The following is an 18550-nucleotide window of genomic DNA, read 5'->3' on the forward strand; positions in this document are numbered from 1 at the left end:
ATGCGGGTTCGATTCCCGCTGCACGCTCCAATCTCTTTCGCAAAATGCGTACATCGTATAATGGCTATTACCTCAGCCTTCCAAGCTGATGATGCGGGTTCGATTCCCGCTGTACGCTCCATATAGCTAAATTCCTGCTTTATTTTATAGTCCAAATTAAATCCAATTAAATTTTTGATCTGCACCAGATAGACTGGACACTTTGTTAAGCGACATATTGTTTTTCAAAGTTAACAGGGCTTAGGTACCCAAGTGCACTGTGCCTTCTTGTTCGGTTATAATCAACCTCGATGTATTCGAAGAGTGCTTGACGCATCTCTTCTCGCGTCATTATCGGCTCGTATTGGACGGCTTCTACTTTCATCGAATGGAAGAAGCTCTCAACACAGGCGTTATCCCAGCAATTTCCCTTCCTACTCATACTTTGTTTTAGCTTATGGGCTGTGATTAAGTCTCGATAGTCTTTTGAACAATATTGGCTACCTCTATCACTATGGATAATCACCCCTTCTGGCATGCCTCTACGGAACAGTGCCATTGATAGTGCATCACAGACCAAAGTAGCTGTCATTCTAGTGCTCATTGACCAACCAACTACTTGCCGTGAGTACAGGTCGATAATCACCGCTAAATACATCCAGCCTTCGCTGGTCGCTAGGTAGGTGATATCTCCAGCCCATTTTTGGTTTGGTGCTGTCGCATTAAAATCTTGCTCAAGCAAGTTTAGAGCAACTGGAAGCTTATGCTTACTGTCGCTCGTACACTTAAACTTACGAGCGGCTTTCGCCACCAAGTTCTGTCGCTTCATACTCGCCGCAATGGTTTTCACATCGTGTTTACTACCACTTTCTTCAAGTTCTTTTTGAATACGCCTTGCCCCATCACGTTCTTTTTTATCGTCAAAGACCTCTCGAACTTTGCTATCAAGCAGCTTACGGTGCTCCTTGCGTTGAGTGACTTTATGGTGATTTTCAATCCAATAATAAAACCCACTTCGAGAAACCCCAAACACCTTAGCCATACGGATAACCCTATATCGCATCAGGTGTTCAAGCATGAACTCATAGCAATCTACTTGAGATTTTTCGCGAAGTAGGTGGCGGCCTTTTTTACGATGTCTAACTCTTCGGCTTGCTCGGCTAATAATCGTTTGAGTTTGGCATTTTCAATTGCTAACTCTTTCTCTCTATCGCTGGTATTTGTGTCTTTTTTGACGGCTTTTCGCCACCCATAGATTTGAGATTCATATAACGATAGTTGTCTTGCCGCAGCAGCGACGCCCACTTTCTCGGCTAGTTTGAGTGCTTCTGCTTTAAATTCAGGAGCATGTTTAATTCTTGTTTTCTTAGTTGTCATTGTTCACCTCGTTAGTGATTGTACTCACTTAACTCAGTGTCCAAAACTATTGGTGCGGATCACTCTTTACCATGCCTCTCAACAACGACACATCGTTCACTAGAGAGGTAATACTATGTGCAAGCAAGCGAGCTACAGCAAATATCAAAAACGTGCGATCAAATTTCTTAATGATCTACTCGGCACTCATACGCCTTTCTCATACGAGCGAACACAAACTAATCATCTAAAGGTGTTAATAGACGGTGTCTCCAAGCCTATCTACACCGGTTCGACGCCATCTGATTGCAAATCAATAAACAACTTTATGGCCGAAGTGAAGAGAGAAATTCGCTTAGCTAAAATGGATGATGAAAAAGAGTTAGATAATGAAGATCAAACTCCAGTTAAAAAGCCATTTGCCTTAGATTCAAACGATAAGCTAATTGACACCTGTATTAAGTCTCTGCGTGTAAGAATTCCAACCATGAAAACACAGGAAGAAGTACGCGTGCTTGGGGAGCTTGATGTGAGTTGTGTAAAACCATTAAGAATAGATGCAGTAAAACATGCCATCTCTATTGCACTGCAAAAAAGAAAGCAGGGCGGTTACATCAAACCAAAAGAAATGAAAGGGATTGAGTCAGCTATTTTAAAGCATGTGAACTTTATGTTGCCCACACCCGCTTATTACTCTGAACTGCTCCAAGGCAAAGAGAAGTATGTGAAAACAGAGCGAGAGTATTCCAATGTTGAGCAAGATACTTACCCGGCAAGTAAAGAACAAAGCCTAATCAGCGCTCCTGAACTATTACTCAAAGATACACAACAAGAGCAGCCGATCCTTAAAACCATGTTGCATGGTAATTGCGTGCCCGCAGTTTCGAAGATTGAGCCAGTGAAAGAAACCAAAAACTCCGCTCAGCAATTGGCTGTAATGAATAGTACAGACCGAGTGAGCCTATTACGTGGTCTAAACAAGTCACAAGCGTTAACTCTAATTGATGATATCAACCAGGCGTTAGCATTAAACCGAGAGCAGGATATTGAAAGCGTCATCTCGTTAATTCGCGATAAAGATCTACCTCTAGAGGCGATCATTTCACGAATGGAAGCGGCTTAGGGAACGAGACCAGCATTATTATCGCGGACTTAAGACAATGGTCATCAAAATTGTTCATTCAAGTCTGAATTGGGTGATCTCACTTACGTCAGTGTCTAAACGGTTGACGCGGAGCACCCGTTCGTAAGCTTGTGAACATTATCTTTGCATAAACTTTAACTACGCTATGTCACCGTTATTGGAAGCAATCGTAGGTGACAAGATTAAATGTTATTACCGATTACTATGAATACCTTAACTGGGTTTCCTACCGATCATGAACATGGAGACACGATATGAACTCGGGAAGTTGAACTGTTTTCTATGGTCTGATTTTTTTGTTGCCGTTGTAACTATCTACATCAAACCGGCAGTACTCACTTATGTAGTTGGAGGTGCAATACTTTTGGCCGCAATACCATTTTTACTCGCTATTGCTGTTGGAATGGTAGCTTGGTATGGAGCTGTAGCGCTGCTAATACTTCTCTTTGTTTTCGTTGCTAGTTAACGTCAACCAAATAATCTATTGGCTGCATGTTTAGTTGACAATGTTTGAGATGTTTAAGCATCAACATTGAGACTGGCTAAGGCGATACCATTTGAGACTTCATTATGGAATATCTGATATTCCAAAATGAATCGCTAGAAGCACTATATTGCACCACATAGCACCATTGTATTGAAAGGTAGAGATGAGTAAGCCCCGTATCACAATACGCTTCGACGAAGAAGTATATGAATTAGTTCAAACCCAAGCAGAAGAGCAAGATCGAAGTATCAACTGGGTAGTGAACAACTTATTGCAACAAGCACTGAAGAACAATAGTGATGAGATTAGTTTAATCGATCCCTCAAATTAATTGTCTATTTATATTCGACTCGTGTTGAAGGTAAAAAAATGTATACCGTAGAGCAATTTGTAGACCGAATAACTACTATTAATCGAGCTTGGAAGATTGCCCAGCAAGATGAAAACTTAGTTATAAAAAATCAATTGTCGGAAAGACTTAAGTTACAAAAAGCAAATTGGCAACTCGAGTTTTTGAGAGCTTACCCTAACAAGGTATGGCTTAAACCCGATCACGAAATAGAAGCTAGTGAAGAAGTGTATAGCGTCCGTTTCGGCGATGAAACAGTATTAACATCGGATGGCGATGCTAAGTGGAATGCAGAACACTTACCGGCACGCATTGCAAAAGAACACTTAACTGAAGTAGAGCTCACTAGAGCATTACACCCTAAATATTAATCTTCAATGTAGATAATTTAAATGACATTAATAGACGTAACTTTTTATACTTTGATAGCTTTACTTTTAGGTGTTTCTGGCTATAAATTATACAAAATCAGAGGCGGATATAGCCAAATTCTAACGGAATTCGAAGCCTCTTGTATGACGATAAAGGGTTCTGCTTCGACAAGAATCGATCAACTAGACAATACAGCTCAAAAGTTAGCGTATAAATTGTGCGTTCTTGAGTCTAAAAAAAATGGGCAGTTCGCAGCGGTAAAGTATGACCGTGTATTAATAAAGAAACCACTTGAGCAAGCAGTACCACTCGCAAGCCTCACTGACCTAAAGTCCGTTCCTGCCATGCTAACAACATTGGGTATTTTGGGTACATTTACTGGCATCAGCGTTGGTTTATATGAATTAGGCAGTGGTTGGGATGAAGTATCGCAACTCGCTAATCAAGCAAAAAAACTCCTAGCGGGTATGAAAACAGCCTTCTTTACTTCGATAGCGGGTATGGGAGCAAGTGGCATCATTATGCTCTGTCTCACGCTAGTGCAATCAAAGTTTAACAAAATGAGACAAGAGTCAATTGCTAGACTAGAAGGGCATGTACAGACCACCTCTCCAAATGAGCTTCTCCATAGTATCTTAGATCAAGCAAAATCATCTGAATCGGTACAAACTGATTTTACGGAGCTGACTCAAGCACTTCTAGCAATAACTGAAAAACCAGATGCTATAACCGCAACCGAGTTTGAAGCAATATCTCAGCGAATTAGCGCAGGTGTTGAAAACAAAATTAATGCTTTAGAGTCAACCGTTGAAAATAAATTGGTGTCATTAGAAAAGGCTCAAACTAACTCAATAAATCAGATTCCAAAAGAGCTGAGTGCTCAGCTTAATTCTCTAGTTACGCAACCTATAAATAGTCAATTAATGGGTATGGGTAGAGAACTTGAACAATCTAACAGTGCATTGACTACTATCGCTCAAATGATGGAAGAACAACACGAAAGTTTACAGTCCGAAATTCAAGTACCGACATTAGAAGACATAAAGCAAGTATTGGTTGAAGTTACAGAACCTTTAGTAACGGTTACGAATAAGTCAAATGGCGTACTGAGTTCGATTGCAGCATCTACATTCGAAAGTAATCAGCATTTAGTGGACGCAACTTCGGGCATCAACAAGGTCGATCATGGCCTAGAACAATTGGTTCTACAAACTTCAACAACCAACATGACGTTAGACAGCATCAAATCAACGGCAATTGAAGCGCAAGAGAACGTACAAAAATCACTTATTACAATTGATAAAAATACGGCACAAGTAACTGATGTAGTTAGTGGAATAAAAGCGGTATCGCATGGCATTGTAGAACTCTCTAAATCCCGTGATAAAGAGTTTGACGTTCTGGTATATGCAATGCGTGAACAAATAGTTAAACCTATTACTGCTGAGCTTAGTCAAACGAATAAAGTGGTACACGAGTTCGCACAGGTGAGTGATAAGTTAAATAATAGTGTGGCGAAAACTGTTGAAGAGATGGCAAAAGCAACGAGCACCATTGAGAACTTTGAGCAGGAAACATTAGCTAAATTGAATGACTTTGCAGGGTCAATGGACAAGTCCTTAAATGAGTTCGCAGTGAATAGTACTAAAGCGCTCAATTCGATTACTTCCGAAGTACAAGGCATTGTTAAGCTAGGAAATGAATCCATTAAAGAACAAACCCAAGCATTTAGTTCAATGGTTTCAGATTCAGAAATTATCTTTAAAGACCAGGCAGCTACGCTATCCAATGTAGGTAAAGAGTCTGCATCATTAATGAGTTCAGCCAAGCATGAGTTGGTTGAAGGACTTGGTGATATTGATAATAAAGTATTAGGTATGTCTAGAACGATTCAAACAGAATTGGCGACGTTCAGAGATGAATACCAACAGAACTTAACTACGTACTTTGAAGAACAAAATAATGCTCTTGAGAAATCATTAGAGAGTCAAAAAGATGGATTAAATCAAGTCGTACAAAACTTTGCTGGAGTATTTAAAGAAGAGTATGACAAACGTAGCCAGTTAATTACTGATCTAAATACTCAATACGCACAGTTGGTAGATTCGACAACTCGCATTCAATCGATGGCGAAAGCGATAGGTTTAGACCGTGCAAATTCATTGAGCGAGTTGCAATTACATGAACAAACGTTAGGCCGCCAGGTTCGCGAATTGAATACGTCGTTCACTAAAGCATCGGAAGAATTCATTAAGGTCGCAGCAAATATGAAGCCAGAAATGGATGATTACTTTACGCGAGCGAATAAAGGTGTAGCAGAGTACTTTACTTCGTTTGATGAAGTATCTTCAAGAATATATACCCGACTTGATCGAGCTGCTGAACTCTTTATTACAGCAAAAGAGGAAGCGGATGAAGCTGCCTTGTTGGCAGAAAAAGAGAGATCGGTTGTTGAGGTTAACTAATGCAAATGTCAAATAGTATTCCAGACACGGATGAAATTGACCAGACAGGAACTTGGTTATCTATCAGTGATTTAATGGCTGGCATTCTTATGGTGTTTACGTTGCTATTAATAGCAACGTTAGCACAACTACTTGACTACGAGGAGCAGTCGAGGAATAACCGAGTCATCATAATTGAAGGACTTCAAGAAGGCTTAGAAAAAGCAGGGATTGAATCTCGAATTGATCCTTTGACTGGAAGTCTTTCATTAACTGAAGGACTAGAGTTTGATGCAGGACAATACAGCTTAAAACCAAAAGGCAAAGAGTTTCTTGATAAGCTAATCCCAATCTATAGTCAGGTGATATTCCAGTCACAAGATATCTCCGAAGAAGTACTTCATTTAGTAATAGAAGGACATGCAGATAAGAGTGAAGTTAAAGGTCGAGGCTTATCTTTAAGTGTAAGACGCTCGGAAGCAGTAATTAACCATCTTGATTCGATGATCTTTCATTACAGAGGGCAATTTCTCAATAAGATCTTACCAGCAGGTAGGGGAAACCTTGATGCGGATTCAAGTCTAGAGCCTGAAGAGAATAGAAAAGTAGTGTTCCGATTCGAGTTTCAAAGTCATGACCTGAAAGAACTTATTACGTCTGAGGTAACTAAGTAATGAGTCATAAATCACCTTGGTTCCCAACACCAGCATTACCTGAAAGGCTAGCCATTCAAAACGTAACACCACCATTAGGTGGAATAAGAAATGAAGGTGATAAAAAACTAAATACCTTTAGTGATAAGACCTTATTTGAGTTATTAGAGCGCCTCAAACTCCAAGGCGAGTTGAGAGATATTGAATGGATGATAATCTTCACGCGAGATGAAGAGTTTAAAGCGATGTCAGCTAATGATTTATTAAATGCAACGAAGCTAATATGGACGCATCTATTAAAAAGTGGTCGTTTACTTAATCGAACGCTGAATCGGTTGATGCAAGGCCAGGATAGAGGGTATCTATCAATGGCGTCTTCACTTGTTGGCAGTATGCCATCGAATGTCTCACAAATTGGTTCAATAAAAGATAAGCAGCGCTTTGCTTGGGTAAAGGCTGTAACTACCGATGATTACCTAACATGTGCCCGAATATGCATGAATAGAGGGTGCTCAATACACGATTTTGTAGAGTTACTCGGTTTTTCTGTTACGGGGGAATACTTAAATAAAGTGGTAAACCTCGCGGCTAATGTTTTACCGACCTCTCCTGATGAAAAGCAACTTAAATGGTGGCTAGCTTGTCAGAGAAAAATGAGCCGAGATATGACTCTTGAGCAATTAGAGGTTCTACTAGTTAAAACTACCTATGTAGAAAGCGGAACGCAGTTTGATAACTGGTTGAATGAGCATTGTTTACCCGACTCAATTGACACCTATTGGTATTCGTTATCAACAGATTCACAGAAAAAACTAAAGAGTTTTTATAATGTAATTGACTATCAATCTGTAGATTTCCTATTTAAAAAATTAAGTGAAACGTCTATTGATCCTAGCTTACATCCAACGCCGGCAAAAAACTTGCGTATGCGTACCGAGTTTTGGGCTTCTTATAGTGAATCATTTCATAGAGTTAGATTTCTATTAACTCAGCGTTCTTTTAACCTTCTTAAAACCACTTGTGACCTGGAACGGGTAACCTTAATGCCAAGTTCAGTGGTTAATGATGTAAGTGAAATATGTATCTTTGATATAGAAAATTACTTACTAATTGAGCGCTTTCGAGGATCTGATATCGATTTGGGTGTTTTTCATAAAACAGAGCAGTTAGAGAGTTTCTTGTTTAACTCTGAAACATTAGATGCGCATGACATAGACAAGCTAAAGCCAAATTGGATTCATGATCATAGGGACTATTGGCAATGGCGTTTGGTTAGTTTTTTAAAACAGTTAAATATTACTAGCAATAACGGGAAGTCTAGGTGGGCAAGGACACTTAGAATTGAGGAAAAAGAACAAGTTAATATGATGCTTCAACGGCGTTATGGTAACACTTTAGACAAACGAAAATACTTTAAAACAAGTGTGAGAAATTAATGAACACAATCTTCCAAGATCCTATGACAATAACATTTAGCTTAATTATTGTCATAATAGCCTTACTAGCAGCGAAAAACTTACACGCTGCGACGAAAGGGCTATTAACCCAGTTAAATGAAGTTAATACAACGTTAAAAGGCCTAACTCATCAACACGAATATGATGATGAAGGAGAGTTGATTGAAACAAACTGGAAACCAAATTCAACGACAATTGCTTACCAAAACTACGATAAAATGAGTAATGCAATTGTTAGTGCAAACTGTTTGAAGTCTCCTTGGGAGGAGTTTCAACGCAGCATGCAATTACCGAACAAAGATTATGTATTGGATAGCGATGAAGCACCAGCCCTACGCAATACTATCCAGGTAAAGTCCCTATTTGATATTTCAAATATCGTAGAACCTTACCTAAACGTACGTCTTTATACATCCGCTCCAAATATTCTTACAGGACTAGGCCTTCTATTTACATTTGTTGGTTTAATGATTGGTATTGGTGAAGCATCGGTTGGACTTAGTTCTAGTGACATTGATGATGCCAAACAATCACTTAACCCCCTTTTGAGCGGTGCTAGTATTGCTTTTACCACTTCAGTTGTTGGCCTTCTACTATCAATGATTTTTTCGGTATTTGAGAAGTCGCAATTTTATAAATTAGAAAAAGCAGTTAAAGAGTTCTCTGACTACTTAGCAACTCATATCGATATAGTTGATGCTGACAAACTGGCCGCTATGCAATTACATGCGACAGAGTCTCAAACTAAAGCGCTTTCTGATTTTCAGCTAGATCAACAACGTATTACCGATGAAACAATCACCCGCGTATCGAAAGAATTTAGAGAAACGTTATTACAGTCAGCAGGTTCTGAAATTAAAGAGCTGGGCTCATTGCTTTCTGAGATGAATGAAAAACTCGAGTCGAATATCACACGCTTTACTGATAGCCAAGAAAGAATGCAGTCAGTGACAGAGTCTTTAACAACGTCGATTGAAGAGTCGTTTGGCAAAGTAACAGGCCAATTGGTTGAAAGTGTAAACAGTATGGGCGCACGTGAAGGAGAACGTGTTCAACAAGTTATTGATAGTTTCCGTGAGGTGATGATCGAAATCGAATCAGCTCATCAAAGTTCAAGTGAACAGATTCAAAGATCAGCAGAGCAAGCTACAGCTTCCACTTTCGCACAAGTAGAGAAACTTTCTTCTGAAGCTTTACCAAGCATGATATCTGGTATCTCAGCGACTCTAGAGCACTCTTTAGACGGAATGTTAGGAAAAGTTCAGGCTGCAGATAGCAGTATGAATAACCTTGTTGACCAATTTTACAAGACAATTGAAATGCAACGCGTGATGACTAAAGAAGTATCAGGCAATATTGAAGTAATGGGGCGTTTACAATCTCAGAGTAACGGTTCATTGGAGCATGTAAGTAATATGCTCGGACAGTTAAATGAGTCCAGCAACAAACTACTGGATGCGAATAGTAAAGCTTCAGAAACAGCTCAGCTCTATTCAATGACATTAGATTCTGTTAATTCAGCTACTAATAAGAATATAGAAAATGCACAGGCTATGAATATAGCTATGAAATCTATTAAAGAAGCGATATCGCAACAAGCATCACAAAGTGCAGAGTTCGAAGGACGTTTAAACAATGTCTTTGAAGGGCTTAAAGGTGGACTAAGCGACTACGCAGAGCAAGCTAACACACACTTGAAATCATTAGACTATTACTCTGCTGAAGTGACTGGAAACCTAGTCACGGCGACAAATGAATTACGAAGTACTGTAGAGGATATTGCAGCCCTTCGTGTTAAAGAGGCAGTGTAGTGGCATTTTTCGGCTCAAAAAAAGAAGAGTCCAATTACATGATGTCAGTAGCTGACATCATGTCAGGATTGATGTTCATTTTTATCATAACTCTCGCTATTTTTGTTGTTGACTTCCTCGTCGCTTCGAAAGAGCAAGAAGAAAAAATGAGCCAGCTTACCCAGATTTTGAATCAACTAGATGAAAACAACATTATGCGCGGTCAAATGCTGAGTGATATGCAAGATGCGATGGCAAAAAAGAGTGTTGAAGTTGAAATTGATCAAGAACATGGCGTGTTAAGGCTAAACGAAAACTCGGTACGCTTTGATACGGGGGCGTCAAGGTTGAGTGATGAGCAGATGAATCGTCTGTCAGTTGTCGCGGATGTACTGTCAGAGATACTACCTTGTTATGGTGAGAATCAACCAGATAATGGAAAATGCTTACCAGAAACAAGAGGTAAGATAGACTCTGTTTTTGTAGAAGGTCATACCGACAATGTGCCAATTACGGGGCGATTGAGACAAACGTACCGTGACAATTGGGAGCTGTCTGCACATCGAGCAATGTTTACATACCGAGCGATGACCAAAGAACACCCATTATTAGCAGAAATGCTAAATAGCAACGGTCAACCTGTTATAAGTGTCAGTGGCTACGGTGAGGGTAGGCCTGTACCTGGGCATAGTTATAAAGTACCAACTAATGATCCAATAAACCGAAGAATTGACTTTCGCTTTATCATGAAGCCGCCGAGTTTGACAGAAACGCAAGCAGCGCTAGAAGGAAATCTCTAATGGGTGGCGTAACTAATAATTTGTTTTCTTTAACGGTAGAAGATTGCCATCTCAAGCGCACTTTAGATAATGTTGAAGAAAAGCTGTTTCACAGAACCTCGGCACCGGATGAAAGTTTGTTAAATAGCCTTTATCCAATTATCGAGCAGAAGATTATCAATAATAATTTGATCGTTGATACGACGCCTTTGATCTATCAACGATACTTACCTTGGATGCTTTTTGAAAGAAAAACGAAGAGCTATTTTTGGGAAGGGTTACTAACAATCGAAGGTGCCTGGTCGCAGATTTATCAAATGCTGCTAGCTCGAATGGATGCGTTAACCATCCACATTTTGGTGAGCGAGGTTCAAAGCAACTCATATGGATTAACAGGCGATTCATTTGCGAAAATTGTTAACGATATTGAAAAGTTAACATCAAATGTTCACCCTCAGCGTTGGTCGCAAATAAGACTAATGATGGAAAAACGTCAAGACGACTCTAATATTACTGGGGGGTGGTCCAGGGTAGTGCTTGCATCAAGAGCTAATGCCATATTAACCACGTTCAGTATTTTTAGGTCAGCGACTCATGAACAGAATGCAGATGACCAAAAGTCAAAATCATTAAACTCTGAAAGAAATGAGTTTTGGAGGCAATACTTCATTAATGGCAAGGTACCCTATGCCTGGCTAGTCGTGCCTTCTGAAGGCGATGTGACAAGCAAGTATGGAAACGTAATTTCGATTAACGAGCCACTAGAAAAAGGGATGGCACTGTGTTTCCAGGTAGGAGATTACTTGGTAATGGAAAAATCTGTTCTGAATGGTGTAATAGTGAGTGACCTTCCTAAAGGTAGTGAAGATATTAAACAGGCAATCAAAACAATGTACAACGAATCACCGCTAATTAAGCATAAGTTTTCAGGACATGGTTATTGGCAATATCGTACATCTAGCTACCTAAAGAAGTCGACACAGTTTATGCCTCGCCGTTCTGAGTATTTAAAGTAAGAGCATACCCGATGATAGGTTCAAAGAAAGAAGAGACCAATTACTTTATGTCGATATCAGACATAATGTCAGGGCTAATGTTTATCTTTATTATCGTGTTAGCCGTTTTTGTCGTGGACTTTTTAAATGCGTCAATCAAACACGAAAAAATCATTGCTGAACTTGAAGTCGATAGAGAGCTACAACGGAAAATAAATGAAACTCTAAAACTAGAAGAACAAAAAATAAGAGAAGAAAACAAAAGACTTCAGGAAGAAAGAGCAGCGATTAAAATAGAGAATAGTAAGTTACAACATGAACGCAATATAGCAAGAGGGATACTAGGTGATCTTTCAGAAAACCAACGTTTACGTGCTGATCTATTAGACAATATACAATCAGCGTTAGTTAAAGCGGACATCGCTGTGATTGTTGATGAAGAGCATGGGATTGTTAGGCTAGATGAAAATGCCATCCAATTCTCAACAGGGGAAGCATCATTAAATGACCTTTACATGAAGCGATTAATGCAAGTTGGTAGAGTGATGGAAGAGATTTTACCATGTTACTCAATAGCACCTCCGAAAAATAAGCATTGCTTGCCAGAAACCGCGGGTAAATTGGATTCAATTTTTATTGAAGGGCACACCGATAACGTGCCAATTCGGGGAGCCTTGCAAAATAGGTATTTTGATAACTGGGATCTATCTACAGCTCGTGCGAACTATACATTTAAAAACCTGGTCGTTGATAACCACTATTTAGCTGAAATGAAAAACACTAATGATCAACCAATATTTAGTGTTAGTGGTTATGGTGAGGGTAGACCTTTAGCAGGCCATGATCATCAAACGCCTACTTCGGATGCTCGCAATAGACGTATTGATTTCAGGTTTATAATGACACCACCTACTGTAACGGAAGCCCAACGTGCACTAGAAGGTAATATCTAATGGGCACTATTAATTTTTTTGCATTATTTTCTGTGGCTAACAACCTAGTGAAACGTTATAAATTTTTGAATCAAATAGTTGCTTTATAGCTCTAATCTTTAGTTTTGAATCGCTTACGGCCGAGAATATGTACGAAACTAATGACGTAGAAAATAATGCAACCCTATTTGTAGATGCACAAGCTGGTCTAAAGTATCTAGATTGGTGGATCGATGTAAGAAAAGAGTGTTCAAACAATAGCCAAAGTATTGTGAGTATCGAGTACACGAAAGGCAGTACAGTTAGTATGTTAAGCAACTGCTACGGTGATGGTTATACGCTTACTCCAATATTAGATTTAGAAAAAAGATCATTTTTGGAAGAGCTTAAACAGAGTACCCACTTTATGAACTTTGGCTTTCTAGTTTTCGATATCGAACAATATGGTGCTTGGTTAAGTAAGCGAAAAGAAACCGAGAGTGAGTTAGTAGCGCTATATCGCTCTATTGAGTCTGGTCAAACGAGATATAGTGAACTCAAAAATAAAGATATTTATGAACGTGGTTGGATGGATGCTCATAAAGAAAACAAGAGAAACCTTTCAAGTCTTAAAAACCAGCACGCTAAACAGGTGTCAGAGATAGAAGCGGATCTTGAGCATCAGTTCAATAAAAGGATGGTGAATTTTAAAGCCAATAGTGACTTTGATTTATAATATGTCAGCGCAGAAAAAGATAAATACAAAACCCTATCCATAGTGTTCATTTTATTTACGATATTACTGTTATGTTTATACCTGCTTAAATCACGAAATCAACACACCGCGAACTCAACAAATGATGGTGAAGAGATAAAAAAATTGCGAAAACAAGTAAGTGAATTAGAGATAAGTTCTTGCATGAAGGGTTTAGAAAAATAATGAAAAACATCCTACTCGCTACAACAGGCACAAGCCCGCAAGTTCTTACAGAAACGCTGTTTGCCATTCACCAAAGTGGCCGACCATTCCCAGATGAAATCTACGTAATCACAACACGTAGTAGCAAGCCCGTATTAGAAAATGGCCTATTTAGAGACGGGCATTTCCAGGCATTACTTGATGAATACAATATGCCAGCGGTTAAGTTTGATGAAAGGCACATCTGGCTCATAGAAGATGATAACGGTAACAGCATTGATGACGCCAAATCCATTGACGATCAAACCTACATGGCCGATTTCATCACTCACAAAGTGTATGAACTGACTCAAGATGATAATGTCGCTATTCACGCGTCACTCGCTGGTGGCCGAAAAACAATGGCATTCTACTTTGGCTACGCAATGTCGCTGTTTGGACGAGAGCAAGACACGTTAAGTCACGTTTTTGTGGATGATGAATACGAATTCGTACGTGATTTTTGGTACCCAACCAAGCAGCCTAAATGGGTAACAGGTAAGAACGGGCAGGGTGAAGTGGATGTTAGTAAAGCCAGTATAACCCTTGCTGAAATTCCGTTTGTACGTATGCGAAGCTCTGTTGATCCAAGCTTAATCTCTTCAATGGAAAAGTTCTCGTTTAGTCAAACTGTGGGAATGCTCAATGCCAGTCATAACGAAGAGCTAAGCGTTACTATTCGAAAGGAAGCCAAGTTGATCTCGGTTGTTGGCGTAGACATCAAACTCACGGCAAAAGAGTGTGCCTTTTATCTATGGTTACTGGAAAAAGAAGATTCAGGCGTTTTAGTCGATAGAGACTTTGATTCCGATGCAACCTACAGCAAAGAGTTTTTGAATACCTATCTAGAGTTAGCCAAAGATCCGCGTGTCTTCTCTACCTTCAAAACCACTCCAGAAGATTTTAAAGAGGGTGATTACAATCAACTATCAGGAATGGAACGTGAATTCTTACAACCAATCTGTTCGACAATAAATCGTAAGCTTAAAAACGCACTGCCTTCGCAAACTTCAGATAAGCTAGAAATTCAGTCAATCTCAGAAAGGAATGACCAGCGTTATTCAATTGCACTGAAACCCAACGAAGTAGCAATTGAGTGATGTAATAGGTTGATAGGTATCAATAATATTAATGGAGTTGGTGATATTCCAAAGGGATTAAAGCATACTAGAAACAGAGTACTGTATACTGCGTAAAGTCAAACTGTTAGGTGTCACTATGCAAAAGTCGAATTTCGAATTTTTACGAACTACTAGCCCAAATATGTTCAACGCCCTGTTATCTGCAGAGCAAAATCTTCATAACGATCCCAACATCACCCTAGTAAAGCTGAGAATGTTTGGTGAGATGTGTGCTCAATCGCTAGCAACACGTATGAACCTATCTATTCCCAAGCAGCAAATCGACTTAATTGATGCCCTAAAGTTTACCAATAAAATTAACGCTGAATTGATCAGTGCGTTTCATCGAATTCGAGTACTTGGCAATAAAGCCGCACATGACAATCACGATGATGCCAACGATGCCAAACTCGCAATCAGACTCGCTCACCATATTGCCTTTTGGTACTACAAACTAGATTCTGGTCAATTTGACCTTGAAAAGCCTAACTTTATTGAATTGCCACAAATCGATAATCAGCTCGCAAATAAAGAGCTAGAAGCATTACGTGATGAGTTAACGGCATTGCGTAAAAAATCAGCGACGACAGATGAAGCGCTTAAAATTAAAGAGAACAAAGTCGTCGATTTTAAGGGCTATATTGCCGTTCTTGAAAGTCGCCAAACAGAATCTGAACAGCAAGCGAAAGTTAGAATAGCCGCCTTAGAAGCAGAATTAGCAAAGCAGCGTGAACAATTTGAAGGCCTTAACAAAGAACAACAAACTGCGAAAGTTCATGAATTTACAGAACAAGCCAAAAAGAACAAATTTGAGCTGACTGAAGCCGAAACCCGCTTCATTATTGATGGTCAACTCCGACAAGCTGGCTGGGAAGCTGACAGCGAAAAGTTGAAATACAGCAAGGGCGCTCGCCCAGAGGCTGGAAAAAACAGAGCTATCTCAGAATGGGTTATCGACTCTGCACAGCACAAGGCTGATTACGTACTGTTTATCGGCTTGCAACCTGTTGCTATCGTCGAAGCTAAGAAAAAAGCGCTTAGTGTGCAAGACGCACTGCCACAGGCGAAATACTACGCTGAAAACTTTAACTACCAAGAACATGCTGAAGAAAACGAACTGGTGTTTGTTGGTGGTGCATCAGCAACAGCAAAACCAGCTGTTAAAAAACGCCCAACGTTAAGTTTAAATAAAGTCGCAGAAGAGACCAAAGCGACGTATCAAGCCGCCAATAGTGAACTTAGAGAACAAGATAAACTCAAACCTATCCCTTATATCTACAGCGCTAATGGCCGTGAATACTTACAACAAATTAAAAGCCAGAGCGGAATTTGGTGTGCCAATGCAGACGGTACGAAACAGCACGTATTAAGCGCCTTCCATTCACCGCAAGACATTCAAGCTAAGCTGTGCAAAAACCGCAAGAAATCGCTTGAATGGCTGGAAACTCACGACAAAAAAGAGCTCGATCTATTCAAACCCTCTGAGCTTGCCGTTGATGCCATTGAAGATGCAATCGAAGCCGGGCAAGAGAACCTACTCGTCGCCATGGCAACAGGTACAGGTAAAACCCGTGTCGCAGGGGCGACCATGTACCGTTTGCTCACCTCTGGTTTGTGCCGCAACGCGCTATTCTTAGTTGATAGACGTTCACTAGGCACACAAGCGGTAAACTCGTTTAAAGAGTACCGCATTCGCCAAATGCCACTGGCAGACCACTATAACCTCTATGAGTTGGGTGAAAAAACCGACCAAGCAGGCGATAAACCGTGGATCCAAATTGCGACCGTTCAATCGCTTTCACTAATGCTACAAAGTGAGAATAACCCGCTCACTCCAGGCATGTACGACTGCATCATTGTTGATGAAGCACACCGTGGCTACAATGAAGACGCTGAACAAACCGAAGGTGAAATGCTGTTTAGAGATCAAGCAGAATATCAATCGAAATACCGCCAAGTGATCGACTACTTTGATGCATTGAAGATAGGCTTAACCGCAACGCCTGCCACTAACACCATGAAAATCTTTGGCAAACCTATTTACGAGTATCGCTTCAACCAAGCGGTATTAGATGGACGCTTAGTCGACCAAGAGCCGCCAATCATTATCGATACTGAATTGACGCAACAGGGCGTTCAATTTGATAAAGGCACAACCGTCGAGCAGCTAGTGGATGGAGAGATCATAGAAGGCGTACTGCCAGAAGAGCTCAATATTGATATCTCAGGCTTTAACCGAAAAGTGCTGGTTCCTGAATTTAATCGAGCGGTATGTAACGCACTACCAGAATATATCGATCCCACGCAGGCGGCTAAAACACTGGTCTTTTGTGTCAACGACATTCACGCTGACGAAGTAGTGAACATGCTACGTGACACCTACCGAGATAAGCTTGGTGACGAGGTCGATGACGCAATTATTAAGATCACCGGTAAATCCGCCAGTGGTGACAGCAAACAGATAGAATCACTTATTACGCGCTATCGTAAAGAGAGGCTACCCAATATCGTAGTCACGGTTGACCTGTTAACCACGGGTATCGATGTTCGCCCAATCAGCAACCTCGTATTCCTGCGCCAAGTGAAAAGCCGAATCCTCTACGAGCAGATGAAAGGCCGCGCCACGCGTACCTGTGATGAAATCAATAAACAGACATTCAGAATATTTGATGCGGTGAATCTCACTGAAACCATAGAGCGCCTTGGGGCTGATAACCTAATGAAGCCCGTAGTGACAAAGCCAAACCTGAGCTTAGAACAGTTAGTGGAAGAGATGGCAAATCCAGACGCGAACGATCACACTCAAGATGATGGCAACAGCTTTGCTCAGCAATCGTTAGATGCGTTTACCGTGAAACTGAGCCGAACACTGAAAAAGGCCGACAAGCTCAAGCTTGAAAAAGAGGGCGTCGCCGCAGAGCTGAACCAATTAGATGCGCTCGTAACGGATAATTTCCCAGAGTTAGAAAGTGCCAAACAACTGCCTAAGCATCTGTATCAGCTAGGGCCAAAAGCCGCAGCAGAGGCGATAAAGAGCAACCCGTGGATACTTAACCGCGAGCCAGCGATGCGCCAAGCGATAAACTTTGGTGAAAGAGCACCGCTCATCTACTCAGGTGATGTAGGTGAAGTAACGGTTACGCAAAACTGGGGCGGCTATGAAAAACCAGAAGAGTATTTAGCCGCGTTTGAACGCTTTGTACAAGAGAATCAAAACAAAGTGACCGCGTTAGACACCGTAGTGAATCGCCCACGTGATCTGACTAAAGCTGATTTGGTTTCACTGCTAAGCAAAATGGAAACCAAACAGTTTAACGAGCAAACCTTGTTACAAGCCCGTAAAGCCGCCAAACAAGAAGACGTTGCTGCGCGCATTATCGGCTTAATTCGCCAAGCCGCCATCGGTAGCCCACTGATTCCATTTGAAGAGCGTTTAACTCACGCACAACAAGTGATCAGCGAACGTTATAAGCTTACGAAACCCCAACAGAAGTGGCTAAAGCGTATAGTGAACCAAATGCGAGAAGATCTAGTATTAAACGACGATTCGTTTAAAGTAGGCACCTTGCGAACCAAAGGCGGCAAAAGCCGCGCAGATAAAGATCTTGATGGTCAATTAGAAGTGATTATGAAAGATCTGATCGATGCGACCTGGGGTGAATCGGCTTAATAAGGTTCGGGCTAAGCAAGGCTTAATTAAACAAGAAAAAGCTTTACAACTATTTTTGGGATTGGCACTGTGCCAATCCTTTTAT

14 protein-coding genes and 1 tRNA gene are annotated in these 18550 nt (G+C 40.5%); 14 read left to right on the plus strand and 1 reads right to left on the minus strand.

Annotated features, from left to right (window positions below; genetic code table 11):
• Nucleotides 1-46: 46 nt before the first annotated feature.
• Nucleotides 47-121 (plus strand) — tRNA-Gly (locus tag A1QO_RS14505).
• An 84-nt stretch (nucleotides 122-205) separates the two neighbouring features.
• Here the strand turns inward: A1QO_RS14505 and A1QO_RS14510 are convergent.
• Nucleotides 206-1356 (minus strand): IS3 family transposase gene (locus A1QO_RS14510; RefSeq protein ID WP_139152148.1). Its coding sequence is split into 2 segments (ribosomal slippage): nucleotides 206-1113 and nucleotides 1113-1356, totalling 1152 coding nucleotides; the frame shifts between segments, so codons are not numbered across the junction.
• Between the two features lie 115 nt (nucleotides 1357-1471).
• Between A1QO_RS14510 and A1QO_RS14520 the strand changes: the two genes are divergently transcribed.
• From A1QO_RS14520 to hsdR, 13 genes are all read left to right on the plus strand, one after another.
• Entirely contained in the window at nucleotides 1472-2458 is a 987-nt protein-coding gene (locus tag A1QO_RS14520) for a hypothetical protein (RefSeq protein WP_017041005.1), read from the plus strand.
• Nucleotides 2459-3129: 671 nt separating this feature from the next.
• Nucleotides 3130-3297 carry a ribbon-helix-helix domain-containing protein gene (locus tag A1QO_RS20100; RefSeq protein ID WP_017039961.1) on the plus strand — a complete coding sequence of 56 codons (168 nt, stop codon included), beginning with the start codon at nucleotides 3130-3132 and terminating at the stop codon, nucleotides 3295-3297.
• A gap of 38 nt (nucleotides 3298-3335) precedes the next feature.
• A complete protein-coding gene (locus tag A1QO_RS14530; RefSeq protein ID WP_017039960.1) occupies nucleotides 3336-3686 on the plus strand; it encodes a hypothetical protein in 351 nt (116 codons plus the stop codon).
• A gap of 144 nt (nucleotides 3687-3830) precedes the next feature.
• Nucleotides 3831-6152 carry a MotA/TolQ/ExbB proton channel family protein gene (locus A1QO_RS14535; protein WP_241790465.1) on the plus strand — a complete coding sequence of 774 codons (2322 nt, stop codon included), beginning with the start codon at nucleotides 3831-3833 and terminating at the stop codon, nucleotides 6150-6152.
• Entirely contained in the window at nucleotides 6152-6805 is a 654-nt protein-coding gene (locus A1QO_RS14540; RefSeq protein ID WP_017039958.1) for an OmpA family protein, read from the plus strand. The genes A1QO_RS14535 and A1QO_RS14540 overlap by 1 nt, the downstream gene beginning before the upstream one ends.
• Nucleotides 6805-8220, plus strand: coding sequence for an EH signature domain-containing protein (locus tag A1QO_RS14545; protein WP_017039957.1), 1416 nt, complete (start codon nucleotides 6805-6807; stop codon nucleotides 8218-8220). The genes A1QO_RS14540 and A1QO_RS14545 overlap by 1 nt, the downstream gene beginning before the upstream one ends.
• Entirely contained in the window at nucleotides 8220-10052 is a 1833-nt protein-coding gene (locus tag A1QO_RS14550; RefSeq protein WP_017039956.1) for a hypothetical protein, read from the plus strand. Before A1QO_RS14545 ends, A1QO_RS14550 begins: the two co-directional genes overlap by 1 nt.
• A gap of 38 nt (nucleotides 10053-10090) precedes the next feature.
• Nucleotides 10091-10831, plus strand: coding sequence for an OmpA/MotB family protein (locus tag A1QO_RS14555; protein ID WP_241790466.1), 741 nt, complete (start codon nucleotides 10091-10093; stop codon nucleotides 10829-10831).
• A complete protein-coding gene (locus A1QO_RS14560; RefSeq protein ID WP_017039954.1) occupies nucleotides 10831-11826 on the plus strand; it encodes a hypothetical protein in 996 nt (331 codons plus the stop codon). The genes A1QO_RS14555 and A1QO_RS14560 overlap by 1 nt, the downstream gene beginning before the upstream one ends.
• 11 nt (nucleotides 11827-11837) lie before the next feature.
• Nucleotides 11838-12758: an OmpA family protein gene (locus A1QO_RS14565; protein ID WP_017039953.1), complete on the plus strand. Its 921-nt coding sequence runs from the start codon at nucleotides 11838-11840 to the stop codon at nucleotides 12756-12758.
• Between the two features lie 127 nt (nucleotides 12759-12885).
• The gene (locus tag A1QO_RS14570; protein WP_017039951.1) at nucleotides 12886-13452 is read left to right on the plus strand and encodes a hypothetical protein; all 567 of its coding nucleotides are present in this window, start codon (nucleotides 12886-12888) and stop codon (nucleotides 13450-13452) included.
• Nucleotides 13453-13655: 203 nt separating this feature from the next.
• The gene (gene csm6, locus A1QO_RS14575) at nucleotides 13656-14774 is read left to right on the plus strand and encodes a CRISPR-associated ring nuclease Csm6 (protein WP_017039950.1); all 1119 of its coding nucleotides are present in this window, start codon (nucleotides 13656-13658) and stop codon (nucleotides 14772-14774) included.
• 118 nt (nucleotides 14775-14892) lie between these two features.
• Nucleotides 14893-18465 (plus strand): type I restriction-modification system endonuclease, encoded by a 3573-nt coding sequence (hsdR, locus tag A1QO_RS14580; RefSeq protein WP_017039949.1) that lies wholly within the window; start codon nucleotides 14893-14895, stop codon nucleotides 18463-18465.
• The last annotated feature ends 85 nt before the right edge of the window (nucleotides 18466-18550 follow it).

Origin of the sequence: Vibrio genomosp. F10 str. ZF-129 (genome assembly GCF_000287055.2) — a bacterium.
Taxonomy (GTDB): domain Bacteria; phylum Pseudomonadota; class Gammaproteobacteria; order Enterobacterales; family Vibrionaceae; genus Vibrio.

Bases quoted from the DNA above. Each gene is read 5' to 3' on its own strand.
- A1QO_RS14520 (WP_017041005.1), top strand. From the start codon at position 1,472: ATGTGCAAGCAAGCGAGCTACAGCAAATATCAAAAACGTGCGATCAAA.
- A1QO_RS20100 (WP_017039961.1), top strand. From the start codon at position 3,130: ATGAGTAAGCCCCGTATCACAATACGCTTCGACGAAGAAGTATATGAA.
- A1QO_RS14530 (WP_017039960.1), top strand. From the start codon at position 3,336: ATGTATACCGTAGAGCAATTTGTAGACCGAATAACTACTATTAATCGA.
- A1QO_RS14535 (WP_241790465.1), top strand. From the start codon at position 3,831: ATGACGATAAAGGGTTCTGCTTCGACAAGAATCGATCAACTAGACAAT.
- A1QO_RS14540 (WP_017039958.1), top strand. From the start codon at position 6,152: ATGCAAATGTCAAATAGTATTCCAGACACGGATGAAATTGACCAGACA.
- A1QO_RS14545 (WP_017039957.1), top strand. From the start codon at position 6,805: ATGAGTCATAAATCACCTTGGTTCCCAACACCAGCATTACCTGAAAGG.
- A1QO_RS14550 (WP_017039956.1), top strand. From the start codon at position 8,220: ATGAACACAATCTTCCAAGATCCTATGACAATAACATTTAGCTTAATT.
- A1QO_RS14555 (WP_241790466.1), top strand. From the start codon at position 10,091: ATGATGTCAGTAGCTGACATCATGTCAGGATTGATGTTCATTTTTATC.
- A1QO_RS14560 (WP_017039954.1), top strand. From the start codon at position 10,831: ATGGGTGGCGTAACTAATAATTTGTTTTCTTTAACGGTAGAAGATTGC.
- A1QO_RS14565 (WP_017039953.1), top strand. From the start codon at position 11,838: ATGATAGGTTCAAAGAAAGAAGAGACCAATTACTTTATGTCGATATCA.
- A1QO_RS14570 (WP_017039951.1), top strand. From the start codon at position 12,886: ATGTACGAAACTAATGACGTAGAAAATAATGCAACCCTATTTGTAGAT.
- csm6 (WP_017039950.1), top strand. From the start codon at position 13,656: ATGAAAAACATCCTACTCGCTACAACAGGCACAAGCCCGCAAGTTCTT.
- hsdR (WP_017039949.1), top strand. From the start codon at position 14,893: ATGCAAAAGTCGAATTTCGAATTTTTACGAACTACTAGCCCAAATATG.